At 68.3% G+C, this 17349-nt stretch carries 19 protein-coding genes and 1 pseudogene; 1 reads left to right on the top strand and 19 read right to left on the bottom strand.

Annotated elements, in window-relative coordinates; genetic code table 11:
• The 10 genes from IEW34_RS14400 to IEW34_RS14355 form a co-directional block, all read right to left on the bottom strand.
• The coding region (locus IEW34_RS14400; protein ID WP_194446520.1) for an SGNH/GDSL hydrolase family protein at positions 1-1772 on the bottom strand (1772 nt) is incomplete at its 3' end.
• A gap of 66 nt (positions 1773-1838) precedes the next feature.
• Positions 1839-2879, bottom strand: coding sequence for a hypothetical protein (locus IEW34_RS14395; protein WP_188609910.1), 1041 nt, complete (start codon positions 2877-2879; stop codon positions 1839-1841).
• A complete protein-coding gene (locus tag IEW34_RS14390; protein WP_188609909.1) occupies positions 2876-3643 on the bottom strand; it encodes a YmfQ family protein in 768 nt (255 codons plus the stop codon). Before IEW34_RS14390 ends, IEW34_RS14395 begins: the two co-directional genes overlap by 4 nt.
• Before the next feature lie 10 nt (positions 3644-3653).
• Positions 3654-4754 carry a baseplate J/gp47 family protein gene (locus IEW34_RS14385; protein ID WP_188609908.1) on the bottom strand — a complete coding sequence of 367 codons (1101 nt, stop codon included), beginning with the start codon at positions 4752-4754 and terminating at the stop codon, positions 3654-3656.
• A 6-nt stretch (positions 4755-4760) separates the two neighbouring features.
• Positions 4761-5240 carry a phage GP46 family protein gene (locus IEW34_RS14380; RefSeq protein ID WP_188609907.1) on the bottom strand — a complete coding sequence of 160 codons (480 nt, stop codon included), beginning with the start codon at positions 5238-5240 and terminating at the stop codon, positions 4761-4763.
• Entirely contained in the window at positions 5240-5788 is a 549-nt protein-coding gene (locus IEW34_RS14375) for a phage baseplate assembly protein domain-containing protein (protein WP_188609906.1), read from the bottom strand. Before IEW34_RS14375 ends, IEW34_RS14380 begins: the two co-directional genes overlap by 1 nt.
• Positions 5785-6915 carry a hypothetical protein gene (locus IEW34_RS14370; RefSeq protein ID WP_188609905.1) on the bottom strand — a complete coding sequence of 377 codons (1131 nt, stop codon included), beginning with the start codon at positions 6913-6915 and terminating at the stop codon, positions 5785-5787. Before IEW34_RS14370 ends, IEW34_RS14375 begins: the two co-directional genes overlap by 4 nt.
• On the bottom strand, positions 6916-7587 hold the full coding sequence (locus IEW34_RS14365) for a hypothetical protein (protein ID WP_188609904.1): 672 nt from the start codon (positions 7585-7587) through the stop codon (positions 6916-6918).
• A gap of 5 nt (positions 7588-7592) precedes the next feature.
• Positions 7593-8066 carry a DNA circularization N-terminal domain-containing protein gene (locus IEW34_RS14360; protein ID WP_188609903.1) on the bottom strand — a complete coding sequence of 158 codons (474 nt, stop codon included), beginning with the start codon at positions 8064-8066 and terminating at the stop codon, positions 7593-7595.
• A gap of 429 nt (positions 8067-8495) precedes the next feature.
• Positions 8496-10553 carry a hypothetical protein gene (locus tag IEW34_RS14355; protein WP_188609902.1) on the bottom strand — a complete coding sequence of 686 codons (2058 nt, stop codon included), beginning with the start codon at positions 10551-10553 and terminating at the stop codon, positions 8496-8498.
• Here IEW34_RS14355 and IEW34_RS14350 point away from each other — a divergent pair.
• The gene (locus IEW34_RS14350) at positions 10537-10734 is read left to right on the top strand and encodes a hypothetical protein (RefSeq protein WP_188609901.1); all 198 of its coding nucleotides are present in this window, start codon (positions 10537-10539) and stop codon (positions 10732-10734) included. The two genes, IEW34_RS14355 and IEW34_RS14350, sit on opposite strands and share 17 nt — an antisense overlap.
• A gap of 230 nt (positions 10735-10964) precedes the next feature.
• Here IEW34_RS14350 and IEW34_RS14345 read toward each other — a convergent pair whose 3' ends face one another.
• From IEW34_RS14345 to IEW34_RS30245, 9 genes and pseudogenes are all read right to left on the bottom strand, one after another.
• A complete protein-coding gene (locus IEW34_RS14345; protein WP_188609900.1) occupies positions 10965-11273 on the bottom strand; it encodes a phage tail assembly protein in 309 nt (102 codons plus the stop codon).
• The gene (locus tag IEW34_RS14340; protein ID WP_188609899.1) at positions 11270-11635 is read right to left on the bottom strand and encodes a phage tail tube protein; all 366 of its coding nucleotides are present in this window, start codon (positions 11633-11635) and stop codon (positions 11270-11272) included. Before IEW34_RS14340 ends, IEW34_RS14345 begins: the two co-directional genes overlap by 4 nt.
• Positions 11636-11670: 35 nt before the next feature.
• Positions 11671-13191, bottom strand: a complete 1521-nt coding sequence (locus tag IEW34_RS14335; protein ID WP_188609898.1) for a phage tail sheath C-terminal domain-containing protein — start codon at positions 13189-13191, stop codon at positions 11671-11673.
• Between the two features lie 4 nt (positions 13192-13195).
• Complete coding sequence (locus tag IEW34_RS14330; protein ID WP_188609897.1) at positions 13196-13423, bottom strand: hypothetical protein; 228 nt, start codon at positions 13421-13423, stop codon at positions 13196-13198.
• 14 nt (positions 13424-13437) lie between these two features.
• Entirely contained in the window at positions 13438-13983 is a 546-nt protein-coding gene (locus IEW34_RS14325) for a hypothetical protein (RefSeq protein WP_188609896.1), read from the bottom strand.
• Positions 13980-14354 carry a head-tail joining protein gene (locus IEW34_RS14320; protein WP_188609895.1) on the bottom strand — a complete coding sequence of 125 codons (375 nt, stop codon included), beginning with the start codon at positions 14352-14354 and terminating at the stop codon, positions 13980-13982. The genes IEW34_RS14325 and IEW34_RS14320 overlap by 4 nt, the downstream gene beginning before the upstream one ends.
• A gap of 7 nt (positions 14355-14361) precedes the next feature.
• Positions 14362-14685, bottom strand: coding sequence for a DUF2190 family protein (locus tag IEW34_RS14315; RefSeq protein ID WP_188609894.1), 324 nt, complete (start codon positions 14683-14685; stop codon positions 14362-14364).
• A gap of 71 nt (positions 14686-14756) precedes the next feature.
• A complete protein-coding gene (locus tag IEW34_RS14310; protein ID WP_188609893.1) occupies positions 14757-16874 on the bottom strand; it encodes a ClpP-like prohead protease/major capsid protein fusion protein in 2118 nt (705 codons plus the stop codon).
• Positions 16875-16883: 9 nt separating this feature from the next.
• Positions 16884-17349, bottom strand: a pseudogene (locus IEW34_RS30245) (hypothetical protein); the annotation flags it as partial.

The raw sequence follows: 17349 nt of genomic DNA, 5'->3' as shown, positions 1-17349 counted from the left end.
GTGAGGTAGCCGACGTCCTGGGACATGTGCGCCCAGACCGAGACCAGGTGCAGGTTGGCGTCGCTCGCCTGCCGCGCCTCGACGATGCGGATGAGCGCCTGGGTAAGCGGCATGTGAAGGTCGCTCCAGCGGGCATCATCGAGCGTCACCCGCGGCACGCCGGTGAAGCCGACGCCGATCGGCACGGTCGGCAGCGTGGCGCGGATGCTGTCGAGCATCACGGCGAGGCCGTACTCCACCCGCGTCAGCAGCTCGGCCGTCGAGGTGCTCTCGAGGATGTCGTTCATGCCGAGCTGGATATAGATGACCGTCGGGTTCTCGACGTGGATCTTGGGGTCGGCGACCCCGGCAAAGCGGGAGATGAAGAAGCCGAAGTCGAAGACGTATTGGATGCCGCCGATGGTCACGATCTTGGCCGGATCGTCATCGCCGGTAGCGAGGCGCAGATAGGGGTTGATCTGCCGCTTCTGATCCTTGGTCATGGCCGCATAGGCCGCCTCCGACCCGGCCGCCAGGATGCTGGCGACGTCCGCATCCATGGACCGGCCGGTGAAGTCGTCGAAGGCCCAGCCCTCCCGGCATTCGCCGAACGGGCCGGTCTCGGCCAGATTGTCTCCCGAGGCCGTCCCCTTGAACGTGCCCACGAAGGTCGGGTTGAACCCCCAGGCCGTCAGCCGGTCCGCCACGAACTTGCCGAGCGCCCGGTTGCCGATCGAGTCGGCGAGGAGCAGCACCTTCGGCGCCGGCGCGCCGCTCACCGGCACCACCTTGCGGCTGACGGTCAGCGGCACCTGGTAGAAGGGGATGGCGTCGAACCGCCGCACGGTGATCTGCGCCGTGGTCGCCAGCAGCATGTCGGCGTCGATCAGGATCTGGGCGCTCGACGTCCGCCACCAGCCGGCCAGCGGCTGATCCGGCCGGGTCGAGAAGGTGACCAGCGCCGTTGCCGCATCGCGCCGGCCCTTCAGCATGGACCGGATCTGGAGCGGGATGATCTCGCCTGAGACGGCGAACAGCTCGTGGCCATAGAGCGGCGTCACATCCGGCGGCGTCGGCGGCACGATGAGCGCCTCGAGGTCGGCGAGCCGGCGTTCCAGCGCCAGGCGGAAGGCGACCTGCACATCGCCGCCCGCGGTGATGTAGAAGGGGCTGAACCCATTCGGGTCGGTGATCCAGATGGTCCCGTCGTCGCCGATGCCGAAGTTCCAGCGCACCGCCTGGCCGTCGAAGCCACGCTGCAGCAGGCTCGCCAGCACGAAGCCGAACTTGTTGACGATGTCGAGCAGCGGCCCTCCTTCCGAAACGACGTCCCCCGACACGACAGGCACCTTTGCGCCATCGACGAGGATCTCCATGGGGGATAGGCGCGCGTCCAGGGCGGTCACGGTGGCGGTGCTGACCTGGATCCATGGTGTCGCGGGGTTGTCCGGAGTGGTGCGGGCATAGGTGCCGTTGTTCGTCCCCACTGGATCGGCGATCACCTGCCCGATAAGGGCCGTGGTGTTCTCTTCCAGCTCATCGAGCGTGTTGCAGATGACACCGTTGCCGGCGGCCGCCGAGGTCGCGGTGTCGAATGCGAGCTGGGCCTTCTGGTCGACCGCTTCGATGGCCTCGCCTGATACGACTGCCCCCACTTCCAGCGCGGCGACCTTGGGATCGAGCTGGTTGACCCTGTCGACCACCGCGTTCGTCTTCTGGAACGATTTGCGGATGTCGTCGCCGGATAGGTCGTTTGGGAAGAACCCGACGTCGATCTTCGGGAGATCAGCCATGCGCATGCGCGCGCCGACGCGCGCCCTCTGGAGCGTGTGGTTGGTGGTGGATGACTTCGGCTGGCGTCAGTAATAGGTGCCGGTAGAGGCGTCGCCGGCGGTGCTGCCGGGGTAGAAGGTTGCCCCGCCTCCCCCGCTCGACACGATGCCGCCCTCGGCCGCCAGATAGCGCCGGCCGGCCACGTTGCTGGGGCTGGTGAAGCTGGCGCCGGCCAGGCGCACGATCGCCGCGATGAAGGCCGTCACGAAGCCGCTGGTGACGTTGATGGTCGCCGGAAAGCTGAACGTCGGCACGATGTCGACCCGGGCGATGACGATGCCGGAGTTGTCGGCGGATACGACCGCCTCGCGGGTGCCGGCGGCGACGCTGATCGCACCGCCGAGCGTGATCGCCGAATTGCTCTGCGCGATGATGTCGGCGCGCGGCGCACCGCGCAGCCACAGGCCGTTGGTCAGCACGCGCGAGGCGTTAGCCGCCACCAGGCCGTAGCTGCCCGGCGAGGTGCTGCCGTAGGCGATCTTGGTCAGCGAGATATCCGAGCCGCGCAGCACCTCGATGCAGCCGCGGTTGACGCCGACACTCGAGGTGTCGAACACGACGTTATCGGTGCTGGTGTCGCCGACGATGTCGAGGCCGACCGGCAGGTTGTCGACGCGCCAGGAGGGATAGGTACCCGGGGCCACGGTGACCTTCAACCTGTTCGCGCCGGTGAAGCGCTGGGCGTAGTTGATGACGCCGACCATGTCGGCGAAGGCGTGGGCATCGTCGTTGCTCTGCCCGTCGTTGTCATTGTTGCCGCCCGGCCGGACGAACACCTCGGCGTTGAGCGGCAGCAGCGACGGGAACATCAGCGTCAGCGCCTTGCGGAGCTGCTGGAGGTCGCCCGCCGACGGAATCGTGGTGCCGATCTTGAACGGGATGCCGTTGTTGAGGGCGCCGCGGTCCGCTGGGTCCGTCAAAACCCACTGGATGAAATGAACGAGCTCTCGCTGGGCATGCTCGATGGCCGCGGCCGGCGGGATGGACCCGGCCGTGCCCGCCGCCGGGTTGCCGTTGACGTAGCTGGCATTTGGATCGCTGACACCATAGGGCTGCTGATACTTCATGGAGTCCCTGCCATTGGGTCCGGCGGCCCGAGGCCGCTGTAATCGAACACGAGGTCCGTCTGAGCCGGCTTCCAGCGCCGGAGCATGCATTCCAGGTCCGTCGCCAAGGCGATACGCAGGTGCGGATCGATGCCGACATGCCCGCCGCCGCCGCCGACGCGGAACCAGGTGAGGCGCGTCGCCCCTACCCTCACGGTCCAGAAGAAGCGCATCTCCGGCGGCCCGATCTCCCAGCGGAACTGCTCACCGTCGGTACCGGTCGGGCGTGTGTCGCCGACCCGGCTGATGCCGCACATGAAGGGGCTGTATTCCTTGATCTCGATCGCGTAGCCGAGCGACGCGGCGAGCCCCACGAAGAAGCCGCGGTCCTGGCGGCCGACGAACGTCATGTGCGTGACCAGCGCCTGCTGGCGATCGGCCACGCCCTGCGGCTCGGCGAGGCACGGATCCGGCAACCCGTAGGCTCGCTCCCAATCGTCGAGCAGCTCCAGCGTCGTGCGCGGGTCAGCCTCGACCTGGAGCAGGTCGGCGGCCCGATCGTCGACCAGGCCCCAGGTCTGCGCCAGCCCGGCGATGAGCTGCATCAGCACGGAGTCGGGATCGCGCGACCAGGCCACGCCCTGCGGCAGCAGGTTTGCCAGCGCCTCGGCGTAGTCCGCACCGTCGCGGCGGGCGAAGCGCGTGCCGTCGTCCCGATCGACAAAGTCGGCCGTCAGCTGCACCGACGAGGCATAGAGCTCGCCGGAGGCGGTGATCCAGGGCATGGGGCTGCGCCTATGCCGGCCAGGTGATCGTGCCCGGCACGGCCATGTGGCCGCTGCTGGGCATCACGTGGTCGACCATCACGAGGTCGAAGTTGTCGACGTCGGGGGTGTCCAGGATGGCCTTCGACACCCACTCCTCATAGATCGTCTGGGCTTCCTGGCGCACGCCGTTGAGACTGTAGGCCGGCCGGGCCCTCTCCTTCAGGAGCGCGGCCACGCTGCTCCGGATCGCCGCCCGGGTGGCCGCGCTGTCGTCTTCCAAGCTCGCCAGCTGGAAGTCGACCGGCTCCGGGATCGGCGCCTCGACGAAGAAGTCCTTCACCGCCACCGGCCGGCGTAGGTCCATCTGCTCGTGCACATAGGCGACGTCATCCGGCGTGGGGAAGCCGTCCAGCATTGGGTCGGCGCTCGCGCGCAGCTCGTCCATCATGAAGCGAACCGTCACCGTGCCCATGCCCATCTCGAGCGGCGAGCACCAGGCGCGCGTCACGCCCGGCACGTCGAGCGCCCAGCGGACATAGTCGTGCGCCGCTCCGCCCATCGGCGGCTGCTGGATCCGCAGCAGGACGCGCGTGCGCAGATCATCGTCGCTTTCGGCATCCGTGCCGCCGCTGAGGGTGACGACCGTCGCCTGGCCGTCGACGCCCCGGAGCGCTGCCGACAGCGACAGCGTCGAGCCAGCTTCCAGATTGCCGATCGATCCCGGCGTCAGCGCCCGCACGTTCGCGTTTGTGGGCCCCTCGCCGATCGTGATGCCGTCGAGCACCTCGAACTCGATCGACGATCCGCTCAGCCGCGTGCCCTCGGCGACGACGATCCCCTCCAGACCCGACATGGTGACGACGCCGCCGGCATAGGTCGGCGTCTTGCGCCCGCCAACCCAGATCCGCCCGTGTCGGTCGAGCCATTCCGTCTCGGCGGTGTCGGGCAGGACCTGGAGCGACAGCCATTTGAGATAGAGCAGGTTCAGATAGGCGGCGGCCGCGTTCCGGTCGGACATCACGCGCAGGCGCGAGTTCGGCGGGGCCGCCTCGGCACCCGGCAGCCTGCCGGCAATGGCGTCGCGATCCAGCCGGCGGAGATCCGGCAGGCTCGGGATATCGAAGGGCATGCGGCGTCAGTTCCTGATCTTGGACCAGAGCACGGCGTAGCGGAGGCTCACCACCGGCTTGGCGCCGCGGAAGAGCGTGACGTCGACGTCGATCTGCTCGAGGCCGCTGCGCACGGCCGAGACCGACATGTGCGTGGCGATGCGACGATCGATGAAGGGCTGCAAGGCGTCGCGCACGATGTCCTCGGCCTTGCCGATCGTGCTGCCCTGGCGCGCCTCCGGCCCGGTGATCTTCTCGCGTGCCATCAGCCAGATGCGCGAGCCGATGGGCCAGCCGCCATAGAGCAGCTCAGCGTCCAGGTCGCCCCACCAGCCGCGGCGATCGTCGTTGTTCGGGTCCGGCAGGGCGTCGTCCGGCCCGGCAAGCGCATCGGTACCGAGGGCGACGACGACCGCGTCGGCGAGCTCGCCGTCGCCGCTCTCGTCGACCGGCGCCATCAACCAGTCCAGCGTCATGCCCGGGTCGGTGATGACCTGGTGGGGCATCAGTTCGGCTCGCCCGTGTTGCCGGCGCCCGGCTGGACGTTCGTGTGGGTGTGCGTGCCGTCGATGTGCTTGCCGTCATGGGTGATACGGCCGCCGGTGACGTCGAGCCCGTCCTTGCTCAGCGTGAACGTCACGCCGCCGATCACCTGCTTGATGGTCTTGCCCTCGGGCGCCGTGATCACGACGCCGTCGCGGGTGATGCGCACCTGCTGGCCCTGGTCGTCGTGCAGACCGACCTCGCCCGGCTGCCAGTCCTTCGGCCGGTGCCGACGGTCGATCATGCCGAGCACGACCGGGTGCGAGCTGGACCCGCCCATCGCGCCGACGATGACTTCGGCGTGCTGACCGTCCTTGGGCGGCAGCGGGACGGCGTGAAAGCCATAGGTGAGCGTCGCGTTCTCGACCCCGCTCCACTGGTCGCCGTAGTGCGTCTTGACCGTCAGCTCCTGGAGCTTCTTGGCGTCGTCGGCCGCGATAACCGTGCCGCGCATCAGCCCGAGAAAGGCGCGCCGGCTCATGTCGGCTGGCCCGGAACGCAAGGTGCTCATGTGAGGGTCTCCGGCTGGGCAGGCGTGGCCGACGGCGCGAACGGCCCGGGGCGCGAGGCGTCGCCGCCCATCAGGCTGAAGGCCTTCTCGTTCACCAGATCGAGCGTGGTCTGCGATCCGGCGTTGGTCTCCTGGGAATAGGCCACCGCCCAGACCCGCAGCGTCGCCTGCCCCTCGTCGGTCGGGAACAGCATGGGCGACTTGACCGTGATCTCCTCGCCGAGCTCCCAAAGCTGGCCGTTGTCCGGCCGCAGCCAGCCCTGATAGGTCAGCGAGACGCGCAGGTTGGCGGCGATCAGCGCCGACGCTTCCATGTTCGCCCGTAGCTGCGCGCCGCGCTGTGACAGCGGCTCCTCCGCCAGCACGGTCCGGGTCTGGCCGTCGCCGTCGGCCATCTTGGCCCGGGCCGAGACCTGCGCCGCCTCCTTGCCGAACAAGCTGTCGGAACCCGGCTGCTGCGACTTGGCGATAACCGACGTGACCTCGGGCTTTTCGATGTAGCAGGAGGCGGCGAGGATGTTGCGGCCCTCTTCGAAGGTGAAGCCGCTGCCCTTGTCGGGTACGCCGCCGACGATGGTGCCGTCGGCTTCGGACTTCAGCCAGAGACCGCGCTGCCGCGCCAGGCGCGCGAGCAGCTCGAAGGGCGTCTCGCCGTGCTGCACGATGACGTTCGGGAACCTCTCCTGCGCCCCGTCAGGCGGGTTCTCCAGGCGGAACTTGAGCCCGAACGGCTTCAGGATCGACGAGGCGATCGCCTCGTAGCTGTAGTTGCGGTACTGGCCGCCGCCGGCGTCGACAGAGACGTCGGTGATCGTCCCGGCCTTCGACAGGATGTCGACCTGCACGCCGTGCCGGGTGGCGTCGTAGGAAGCCTGGCGCGCTTTCACGCGCCCCTCCTGGATGATCAGCTTGCCCGCGAGCGCGATGTCGGTGCGGTCACCGGGCTTGAGCCGGAACACGCGTGCGACGCTCGCGCCCCCTTTTCCCGACGCTGTCGGCTCGGCGAGCTGCAGTCTGCACTGGCGCGCGAAGTGGCTCTCGTAGGACTGCTGGATCAGCACGCTGGTCCAGTCGCGGAAGATGCCGGCTTCGGTCCGGACCTCGCAGAGTTCGGCGACGCTGGGCATCTACTGCGACAACCCTACGCCCGACATCGGCATGAACAGCGGATGGATGGCGCGGTTCTGCTGCACCAGCTCCTCGGCCCGGCTGCCGTCGCCATAGAGGCGGTTCGCCAGCCACAGTGCCGGCAGGGGCTGGCCGATGCTGTAGGGGACGAGACGTGGCAGCTGGCGCCCGCGATCCGTCAGGTCCCGCACGACGGTTGCGCGCAGCGTGGTCAGCGCCCGGTAGCTGCTGCTGTCCTGCCGGCCAGCGGCATAGTCCTCCACCACATCGAAGGCATCGGCCATGCCGGCAAGATACCGGTCTGCGTCGCTCCGGGTGGCGAGCGGCGCGCCGGCGATCACCCCCGCCGTGGCAGCAAGAGCGAACACGACGAAGAAGTTCACGAGCGCAACGGCGGCCCTTCCCGTCGGCTCCTCGAGCAGAGCCGTCTTCCAGGCGCGCGCCATGGCGTCATAGGACGTCCCCGCCACGACAAGCAGGCTGAACACGCTCTGCATCTCGCCGCCCACCGTGCCGGCGCGCAGGCGCGCCTCGGCATTGGCGCTCAGCTGGCCCGTGGCGCGGCGGAAATCGGCCGCCGCGTCCGTAGTGGCGTCCGGGACAGCCGCCGACAAGACATCGAGCAGGTGCCGCAACACGGCGGCGGCCTCCTGAAGATCGGAATTTGTCATGGGGCTTAGGTCGAGACGATCTCGTCGTCGAGCTGCTTGGCGGCAGCATCGGACGTTGCGGCGGCCGCCTTCTTCGCCGCCGGTTGCGTGGCCTCGGTCACCAGCTGCGCCGGCGAGGTTCCGGCTTCGACGAAGGTGAAGTCGAAGAAGGCCATGCCGCCTTCGGTGCGCCGCTGGGCGCGCGTGTAGACCTCGCAGCGGACCATGTCCTCGGCGAAGTCCGGATGGACCAGGCGGCCCGGCCCCTCGGCGTTCAGCGCCACCTCGAGCGCGTCGGCATCGATCTGGTAGTTCGGACCGATCACCCAACCCGAGAACGCGTAGCGGCGCGCGCGGCGGCCCATGTCCTCGTCGGACGGCGTGTCGCGCTTGGGGTACTCGAAGTTGAAGCCCCGCCGGCCGCCGGCCTTGCTGGCCACGTCGACCTTGAACGGCACGCCGCGGAACGACGCCGGCCGGAGGCGGTCACGCCAGGTCATGCGGGCCGATCCCCTCGACGCGTTCCGACGCAGACGCCATATTCAGCAGCTCCTTGGGGAGGCGATGGGTTCGATGAAGCATTCGGTGGTCTTGGTGGTCAGCGCGTTGGCATGCCTCGCGCCAGTGATGGCTGGCGCAGCGGACAAGCTGCCGACACTAGCCCGCGAGACACCCTACTCCGAGGCTAGGGCCAGCTTGCTGGCTCTAGGGTGGCAGCCAGCCGCTCCCGCCGATGGTGAACTGAAATGCACCATCGGCCGTGAGGATGTGTGTGACGCTTTTCCAGAGACTAAGTCTTGCTCCGGCACCGGGCTGGCCCGCTGTACGTTCTGGTGGCGAAAGAACAATACGTTGGTTGAGGTTGGCACCGTAGGAGAAGACGTGCCTGAACTGTCAGTAGATCGGTTTTCGTGTCGAGCTGGTTGCCCTTAGATCTCTTCTCCAGGCTGCATCTGCTTGCCCCGATTGATGCGGGCGTCCTTGAACAGGCCTTCCATGGAAACGCGCGCTGGTAGCTTCTCTAGGCCGCCGCTTAGGTGAACGTTGACCGTCCCCGCGGCTTCCAGTTTCGCCCCTGGCGCTTGAGCAATGCCTCCGCGGGCGGCGGCGGCCCGCATCATCATTGCGTCGCCGATGCGATATCGCCTGTCCCAGGGGGCCGAATAGTCTTCCGGGGCGGGCCGGCGTGTCAGACGATCATCGAACCCCTGCGCTGGCTTCGCCGCTGCCGCCGGCTTCTCACCCGGGCTGCGGGCACGTGATCGAACGTGGTCATCATAGGCGTTGAGGATCGTCTGACCATTTACGCCGACCAGCCCTTCCCACTCACCGCGGAGCCCACCGACACTTCGGCCGCGCCCGGCGATGAGTTGGTTCATGAACCTCTCTTGCAGCTCGGGGGTCAGCTTCGTCGTATTTAGATCGAGGCCGTTTTGTAGCGCGACCGCTCGAAGAGTCTTCGCGACAAACTGACCGCGCCCCACCGGATAGGCAGGGGATCCCGCGATGGCCTTCCCCTGCCGCTGGAAGGCCAAGATCTCCGCGATGGTCATGTCCGTGATCGGGCGCGGAGGCTGAAGAAATCGACCGCGCGCATAGACGGTGTTGTAGCCACCCGGGCCGGTTGTGCCGACCTCGCGTTTGGCGATTAGGTCCTTCAGCGCTGTATGAGCTCCGGCGGGCATGCCGTCCTCGCCGACCTCGCCGCCATCTGGTCTCCCCATCGCCGCCCTACGATGCCGGCGAAACTCGTCGAGGCTTCCGACTGTCCGGGGCGGCGGCAACGGCGCGTTCTCGTTCATCTCCTGAACAGGGGACCGCGGCCGAGGCGCCGGGAGGGGTGCCGTAGCGCCCTGGCGCTCCCGCCGCCCATAGCGAACGTTTGGCCGCTTGGCCGACGTCGGGCCGCCGCCTTCGCCGGCATCGGCGCGGCGCGCACCTCGGCCGCCACCGCGGCGCGGCGCGGCATCGCCATCGTCGGCGCCGCCGCTCCATCCACCGCCACCGCCACGGCCGAAAGGCGAGACGCCGATACCGCCGAAGCCCCCAAAGCCGCCAAAGGCGGCCGTCTGGATCGTTGCTGCGCCGCCGCCGACACCGCCTCCGCCCCACGATTGCTTCTGGATCGTGGCGCCCTGCTCGCGCACCCGGGCGAGCTCGTCGGTCAGGCGCTTGATCTCCTCATTCAGCTTGTCGAGGCGCCGCCGCGCGTCCTGCCCGCCGCCGCGGCCTTCCATGCCAGGGAGAACGGTCTGCAACGCGTCGCGCTGCGCCTCCGCGCGCTTTAGCTGCTCTTCGATGGTGCCCGGCGCCTTCCTCGCGCTGAAGACGCCCAGCGGGTCAGAGCCGGTCCCGACCTTGATGTCGTCGAGTGCCTTGAGGGCACCGCCCCACTCGCCCTTGCCGAGCTTGTTCAGCGCGTCCAGGGCGCGGCTTACCTCGGGCAGCAGCGGGCCAAAGGCCTCATTGCGGAAGCGCTCGACAGAGCGCCCCATCTTGGCCCAGTTGTCCTCGAAGGTCTGGGCGGCCGCCTCGGTCTGCTTGCTCGTGCGGCCGAGGTCGGTCTCGATATCGTCCACGGTTCGCCGAACCTGGCCGTGTAGCTCGCGCGCGATCGCCGAGAAGTCCTCGGGCAGGCCGAGCAGCTGAAGGACGCGTCGGCGCTTGCGCGAATCGGGGATGTTGCCCAGCGCCTCGAATACGCGCGTCAGCGCCTCGTCCATGGTCGGCGCCTTGATCAGGTCCTCGACCAGGCTGCCGAGGTTCATGGCGCGCAGCGTGGAATAGGCGTCCGACCAGCGCTCCTTGATGCCGCCCATCGTGTCGTAGAACGAGCGCAGGCTGTTCTTCATCTGGTCGGACGTCACGCCGACCTTCTCGCCGAGCGCCGACCAGGCGCGCAGGCGGTCCGTGGTCAGACCGATCTCCCGGCCCAGCTGCGACATCTCGCGGGTCGACGAGGCAAAGCCCTTGAAGGCCGATGCCACGCCGGCGATGGCGGCACCGCCGAAGCCCAGCCCGACGAAGCCGAGCCCCAGGGTGTTCAGCGCCGGCGCGATGCCGGTGCGGATCTCGCGCGTCACGCCGCCGATCGTCTTCTGGACGCCCTGCCATTGCGTATTGAGCTCCTTCAGGCCGCCGGCACCGCCGACCTTCGTCACGCCCTGAAGGTCGGCGCGCAGCTTCTTGAGGCCCGCCGGGTCGTAGTCGACCCGGATAGGAATGCGGAGATCATTGGCCATTGGCGTCCACGTCGTTCGGCGGCGGCGCGGGAATGACGTCGATCACCCGCATGATGATGGCGCGCCGCAGCTGCGCCGGCATCTGGTCGGCCGGCGTCGAGAAGGGCCAGAAGTTGAGGGTGAGCGCGAGCTGAATCAGCTCATCGACCGCGCGCTCTACCGCCCCGCCTTGCCGAAAAAACGCGAGAGCCGCCCCGACAGCTTGAGGATCTCCAGGCCGGGCATGGCCTTGATGACCGTGGCGGGCTTGTTGGTCAGGTGCGCAATCAACTCGATGACGCGTTCGCCGTTCACGTCGCCGTCGAGCACACCGAACTTCAGGAAGTCGTTCGCCGTCGGCTCGCGCAGCGTGATGGACTCGTAGGTCTGGCCGAGCACGTCCGCCGGCTTGGCGAAGGTGTGGGTGAACGGCCACTCGATGTCGTCGGCCGGCGCCGCCGTGGCCAGGTCCTGATCGTCGCTCAAATCGTGAACTCCTGAATGTCCATGCCCTCGAAGCGGATGCGCACCATGCCCTCCGCCGTGTTGATCTCGGTGGTGCCGGCCTTCCAGGCGTCGCGCAGCGTCCAGACGGTGCCGTTGGCCGCCTCGGCGATGATGGTGCCGTCCTCGAGCACGTCGATCGCTTCGGCCGAGAAGCCCTCAAGCGTGGACACGTCCATCTCGATGGCGGGAACCTGCGGCATCTCGCTGAAGCCGTGGACGCCGTCCTGGCCGGCGATACCGGTGCGCACACGCTTGGCTGCATGGACGGTGAGATTGCCGCGGACGGCGATCGGGTCCCCGTCGACGGTCACGTTGGCCACCCCGGCGAAGCGGTTCGACATGGTCAGATCTCCTGATGGTGGAGGCTACGCGGAGATCAGGCCGCGGCCGGGAACTGGAGGCGGAACTGCGCCCGCACGTTGAAGCGGCGCAGCTGGTTGATGAGGTCCGGCGGATACAGGCATTCGACCGTGTTGGGGTCGACCGTGGAGCGCTCGACCACCAGCGCCTTCTTGAACGCCTGGATGTTCTCGACCAGGCCGTCGTATTCCATGGCGCTGTACTCGGCGATGAGCTCGCCTTTGATGATCGCCGGCGTGACGATCTTCTTGCCGGGGCCGAAGCGGGTGCCGTTGTCGGCGAGCTTGTGCCGCGGATACTTGTTGGTGGCCGACTGACGCAGGCGCGTCAGGATCACGTCGAGCGTCGCCAGGGTGGTGGCGACCTGGAAGGCGTTGTCGGCCACGCCGTAGCTGTTCTTCTGATAGCTCGACTGCTCCCGCAGGATCTGCGGCACGCCGCCGGTCGGACCGTCGACGTCCGTGCCCTGGATCGACAGGCCGACACCCGCCAGGGCGTTCAGCTGGGTCTTGCTGAACCGCTGTCCCTTCGGAGCCGGCAGGCAGCCCGCGAGCGTGAGCGTCTGGAGAGGCGCCGCCGGATCGATGGTGAAGGCCTGTGCGGCCCGCGCCGCATAAGCGGCCGTCCATTCCCAGATCGGCGTCGGCGAACCCACCTCGACCGCCATCGGATGGATGACGGGCGAGTTGTTCGTCGGCCCGTAGACGAACAGGTTGCTGTAGGTGTCGCGCTTGGCCGAGAAGATCTGGCCATAGCTCTGGCGCATCCACCCCCAGCGGCCGGAGTCGGTGAAGCCATACTCCGTGTCCCAGACCGTGAACGATCCGCTGTCGTTGGTCGGCAGGGCGACGAAGCGGTAGGGGTCGTCGCCGAGGCTGGCGATGGCGTTGGGCCAGTCAGGCACGCCGGTGCCTGAGGCCAGGAAGCCGGACCCGGAATAGGTCAGCGCCAGACCGGCCGGGCGGAACTCGCCGCCGTAGAAGCCGCGATAGCTGTCGCCCATGCTGATGTCGTTGCCGATCAGCCCCTTCCAGCGGCAGGTCAGCGTCACGACGTTGGTCGCCGCGGCCGCGGTCACCGGCAAGGCCGTCACCGCATTGATGGCCGCCGCGATCTTGGTCGCCACCTGGGCGGTGGTGTCGCTGGCCGAGATGCCGACGGAGACACGCTGGCCGGCGATGTAGAGGTAGAGCGTACCCGCCGCACTGGCCGCGTTGGACACCGTGATGGTGCCCGTCGCAGCGACGCCGGCGCCGGGCTCGGCGATCGGGATCGCCACCAGCGGCGACGTGCGGTTGACCGCGAACCACACCGTGAACATGCGCGCCAGCATGCTGCCGGCGCCGAAGAAGGCGTCGGCGTCCGCCTGCGTCCCGACGGCGATCGGCAGATCGGCCGGAGCGCTGCCGGCCGCCGTCTTGAAGCCCGCGATAAGGCCCCACTTGTCGGAGACCGGCGTGCCGGCCTGGCTGGGGTCGACCTCGGCCGAAGTGCCCGGCAGCTTGTAGGTGGGGTTGATCTGGTTGAAGTCGACCACGGCTTTAGCCCTCCTTGGTCTTGGGCGCCGGCGAGGTGGTCGCAACGGCAGGCTTGTCCGCCGCGCCGTCGAGGATCCGGATCGAGCCCTCGTTACGCAGGCGGAAGGTGAAGGCATCGGCCGGCCACCGGCTGCGGCCGCTCTCGTCGAAGGGGATGCCGGTCGGCTGGTGCGTGAGCGCGCGATAGCGCTCCTCCGTCGCCTCGACGGCGACGAACATGTCCGTGTTCATCATGATCTCCTGGATCAGGGTTCGTCGTCGTCCGCCGCGTCGATCACGCTGGTGATCCCGGGCGTGCCCTCATCGTGGCCATAGGGCCGCGTGGTCATCCGCGTGCGCTTGTAGTCGTCGAGCACCTCCGGCTCCCACCAGCTGCGGTAGAGCACCTGCAGTTCGATCGTGGCCGAGCCGAACCAGGTCTCGCCGTTGCGCGAATAGTCGACGCTGATGGCCGCGGCGCCGACCCCCTCGAGCTGCGCCAGCCAACCCGGCGAGCGCAGCAGCGTATTCAGGACCAGCTGCGTCCGGCGCGTCAGCTTGGCGTCGAGGGCCTCGCGGCTGTTCGCCATCACCTTCACCTGGATGGCGAGGGTCAGCTCGTGCTTGAAGTGCGGCGGGCCGGTGTTTGGATCGCCGTCGGCCTGCAACTGGTCGCGCCAGGCTAGGACGCTCAACAGGGAAAGCTCGTCGGGCTCGGCGTCATGGGGAATGAGTGTGACGGTCTTGAAGAGCTCCGACGGTCGCAGCAGGTCCGCTGCGCTGTCGCGGATGGCAATCGCCTCGGGCGTCACAGGTCGTCCTCGGGCGCCAGGCCGTTGGTCTCCTTGATGACCCACAGCTGGTGCCCATAGCCGTCATCGTCGCCGGTGTCGTCGATGACGAAGGTCCGGCCAGCCAGCGACGGCAGGCCGATGTTGCTGACCTGGTCGCCGCGCGTGACAGCCGGCAGCGGAAACTCCGACGCGCGGACACCGAAGGTGTAGTCGTCAGCGCGCTGGCTTCCGTCGCGCTCGTCGAGAATGTCCTGGGGCGTCAGCGTGAATACGCCGCGAATAGGGATGGCCGGCGCGCCTGGCGCCGAGACCACCGGAAGCAGCAGGGCCGGCACGGCGAAGGCGTCCATGCACGGCCCCAGCACCAGGGCGTCGAAGTCGACGGCCATCGCAGTGTCAGCCGATGCGGACGCGGCCGACCGAGGACGGATTCGCCGCCGCCTCGGTGGCGTAGCCGATCAACGTGTTGCTGGTCGTCACCGTCGTGGCATTGCCGGCGGTGCCGTCCCAGTAAATCGGCGCACCGATCGTCCAGGCCTGCGCACTGACCTTGGGCAACTCGAACACGCCCTTGGTCTTGACGGCCACGGGCACGCCGACGGCCGCCGTCGAACCGGCCACGCCGATGAGCGAGCCGATGATCACCACGTCGCCGCTGTCGACGCCGCCGCTCGGGGCGGGCACGGTCAACGTGTCGCCCGGCTGGATGAAGTTCTTCATCTCAGTTCTCCAGATCGAAGATGGGGAGGATCAGGGCGGCGCGCGGCCGCCCCGAAGTGGTCGGCGAGCGCTTACGCTCCGGCGTTCTTGTAGAGGCCGCGCCAGTGCAGGGCCTTCACGCCGGCATCCATGCGGACCTTGAACTCGGTGCCGTCGACGCTCCAGCCTTCGCGCTGGTCCATGAACGGCTCCTCCACCCCGTCGAGATAGGTCACCTCGATCGTGTCGGTCTGCGCCGGATCGGCCGCCATGTACCAGGCGGTGCCGGTCAGCCGAGAATCCGCCACGACCGTCGCCAGCCCGCGGACGGGGTTGGCGATCTGGGCCCCGTCGCCGGGCGTGTTGGCCGCCGTCATGATGGTATTGGCGGCCATCTTCAGGGTGATCGGCACCAGCATGAACTTCGGCACCACGCCGGCCGACGTCCCGATGCCGGCCTCGTCCTTCTGCACCCCCATGGCCGCCTCGGCAGCGCCCACCGACGTGACCGAGATCGCCGCACCGGAACCGGCGAGGTTGCCGTGGTTGGCGTGGAACAACGCCGTCCCGTCCTGCATGGTCGGGTTGCCATTGATGATGGCGTAGACCAGGTTGCCGATCGTGCGCTTCGCCGCGCGGCCCATGCGCCGAGGCACCCGGTCGAAGAAGCCCAGGTCATCGTTGATGATGGCCTGCCGCGTGATGGCGAAGACCTTGCCATAGGTCGCGATCTGCACCGTCGTGCCAGTATCCGCAATGGTGCCATATTTGTACTCGGCCCCCTCCTCGACCTTGTCGAGCGCCGGGAACAAGCCGAGGTCGACGCGCGCGATCGGCCGGAAATCGGAGGCCGTGCCCTTGCCGGTCCAGAGCGGGAAGCTCTCGTCGACCTCCTCGTAGCCGCGCATCATGGCGCGGTAGGCGACGTTCTGGATGATGTTGCCGAAATCGCTCGACGAGTGGTAGCCGGGCCCGGCGTTCATGGTGGTGAAGGCGAGGCCGACCATACTCATGCGGTCGCGGTGACCGTTGCGTACGCCGCGCATTGTGAGCGCCGAGCGCGCGAGCTCCGCCAGCGTCAGGCCGACAAACTCGTTGCCGCGGTCGGCATCCTCCGGCTTCACCAGGCCGGCGCGGATCATCAGCCCGCGCTCTGCACCCTGCACCCAGCGGTCGACGCCATCAGCGTTCACAACGATGCCGGACGGCCGCGGGTCACCGGGCGGGTTGTCGGGCCGCGCCTCCTGCCGGCGCGACCACTCGTCCATGATGTCCGTGCGGGCATCGACGAGAGCGCGATCGCCGCTGAGCAAGTTGACGACGAACGGATCGTCGGCAGGAATGCGGGCCGAGCGCGCCTGCGCCAGGATGCCGGTGGTGCGCTCGCGCTCGAGGCGGACGGCCTCGGCACGCACAGCTGCGGTGTCGACGGGCACGGGCGCCGGTGCCGGAGGAACAGGGGGAGCAGCAGCCGGAGTTCCGCCGCCCGGTACGGGATCGACCATTGTGGTCTCCTGGGGTTGTGCGGCGGGCGCCGCGGGACTCGGGCGCTCCGCCCGAAGCTTGATCGGCGCCACCAGCAGGCGCGCCAGTTGATCGTTCGAGAGTCGGGCGCACGCGGCCGTGCGCATGGCCTCGGCGACGGCGGTCGCGAAGCCGCGCTCCACCGCATCGCCGGCGGACATGTAGGTCTCGGCGGACATGAGAGCGCCGATCTCCTCGACCTTGAGGCCGGTCTTCGCGGCGTAGATGTTGATGAGGATCGCCTTCTGGCGATCGATCTCGTTTGCCATGGCGCGGAAGTCTTCGGCGCCGCCGACGGCCACCGCCCACGGATCGTGGATCATCAAGGTGGCGTTCTCCGCCATGATGATTTCGTCCCCGGCCATGGCGATGATCGAGGCGATGGACGCGGCCATGGCGTCGACCTGGACCCGGATCGGTTTTCCCCATGCCGTCAGCGCGTTGTAGATCGCCAGCCCCTCGATGACCGAGCCGCCGGGCGAATTGATCCGGACATTGATGGTGTCCTCGGCCGAGAGCTCGGCGAGCGACGCCATGACGTCGATGGCGCGCACCGAAGTGTCGAACTCGTCCCACAGGTACGGGTCGATCACGCCGTAGATCAGCAGCTCGCCATTGAGCACGAGCGAGCGCGTGTCAGAGCGCTCGCTGCGCGTCTGCGCGGCGGCCCCGGGCTTCGTGGTCATGAGATATCCCTATCTGCGGGTGTCGGCCGGATCCGGCGCGTTCGGGTCGGCGTTCTTCTGCGCAACGCCGCGGTTGGTGACGCGCCGTGGGTCGACGTCGAGCGTGACCTCGTTGGCGTCGAGCCAGGCCAGGTCCTCGATGATGCCGGCGCGCACGTCTTCGGGGTCGTAGCCGGCGACGCGCTGCTCCTCGCTGAGCCAACTGAGGCCGGAGCGGATCGCATCCTTCGCCGCGGCGATCTCCTCCGCAGGGTTGAGCATCTCCCAACGGGGTGGCGTCCAGCCGAGCCGGAAGGGCTCCGTTGATCCCGTCGCCACCGCGGCCGCCTCCAGCGTCCAGGCCGCGAGCGGATCCAGCATCTGCGGGACGAGCATGTTCCACCGCCAGGCGTCGACGTTGGAGCGAAAGTTGATGCGGCCCAGCCGGCCCGAGATGAAGCTGACCTCGCCCAGGTTGCCGGTCAAAATCTCGAAC

The organism is Chelatococcus reniformis, from assembly GCF_014640075.1.
Classification (GTDB): Bacteria; Pseudomonadota; Alphaproteobacteria; order Rhizobiales; family Beijerinckiaceae; genus Camelimonas; species Camelimonas reniformis.
The sequence above is the reverse complement of the archived record's forward strand: the minus strand, read 5'-3'. Positions and strand labels throughout refer to the sequence as shown.

Excerpts from the sequence above, each read along its gene's own strand:
- IEW34_RS14395 (WP_188609910.1), bottom strand. The coding sequence starts at position 2,879 with ATGAAGTATCAGCAGCCCTATGGTGTCAGCGATCCAAATGCCAGCTAC.
- IEW34_RS14390 (WP_188609909.1), bottom strand. The coding sequence starts at position 3,643 with ATGCCCTGGATCACCGCCTCCGGCGAGCTCTATGCCTCGTCGGTGCAG.
- IEW34_RS14385 (WP_188609908.1), bottom strand. The coding sequence starts at position 4,754 with ATGCCCTTCGATATCCCGAGCCTGCCGGATCTCCGCCGGCTGGATCGC.
- IEW34_RS14380 (WP_188609907.1), bottom strand. The coding sequence starts at position 5,240 with ATGCCCCACCAGGTCATCACCGACCCGGGCATGACGCTGGACTGGTTG.
- IEW34_RS14375 (WP_188609906.1), bottom strand. The coding sequence starts at position 5,788 with ATGAGCACCTTGCGTTCCGGGCCAGCCGACATGAGCCGGCGCGCCTTT.
- IEW34_RS14370 (WP_188609905.1), bottom strand. The coding sequence starts at position 6,915 with ATGCCCAGCGTCGCCGAACTCTGCGAGGTCCGGACCGAAGCCGGCATC.
- IEW34_RS14365 (WP_188609904.1), bottom strand. The coding sequence starts at position 7,587 with ATGACAAATTCCGATCTTCAGGAGGCCGCCGCCGTGTTGCGGCACCTG.
- IEW34_RS14360 (WP_188609903.1), bottom strand. The coding sequence starts at position 8,066 with ATGACCTGGCGTGACCGCCTCCGGCCGGCGTCGTTCCGCGGCGTGCCG.
- IEW34_RS14340 (WP_188609899.1), bottom strand. The coding sequence starts at position 11,635 with ATGTCGAACCGCTTCGCCGGGGTGGCCAACGTGACCGTCGACGGGGAC.
- IEW34_RS14330 (WP_188609897.1), bottom strand. The coding sequence starts at position 13,423 with ATGAACACGGACATGTTCGTCGCCGTCGAGGCGACGGAGGAGCGCTAT.
- IEW34_RS14320 (WP_188609895.1), bottom strand. The coding sequence starts at position 14,354 with ATGGCCGTCGACTTCGACGCCCTGGTGCTGGGGCCGTGCATGGACGCC.
- IEW34_RS14315 (WP_188609894.1), bottom strand. The coding sequence starts at position 14,685 with ATGAAGAACTTCATCCAGCCGGGCGACACGTTGACCGTGCCCGCCCCG.
- IEW34_RS14310 (WP_188609893.1), bottom strand. The coding sequence starts at position 16,874 with ATGACCACGAAGCCCGGGGCCGCCGCGCAGACGCGCAGCGAGCGCTCT.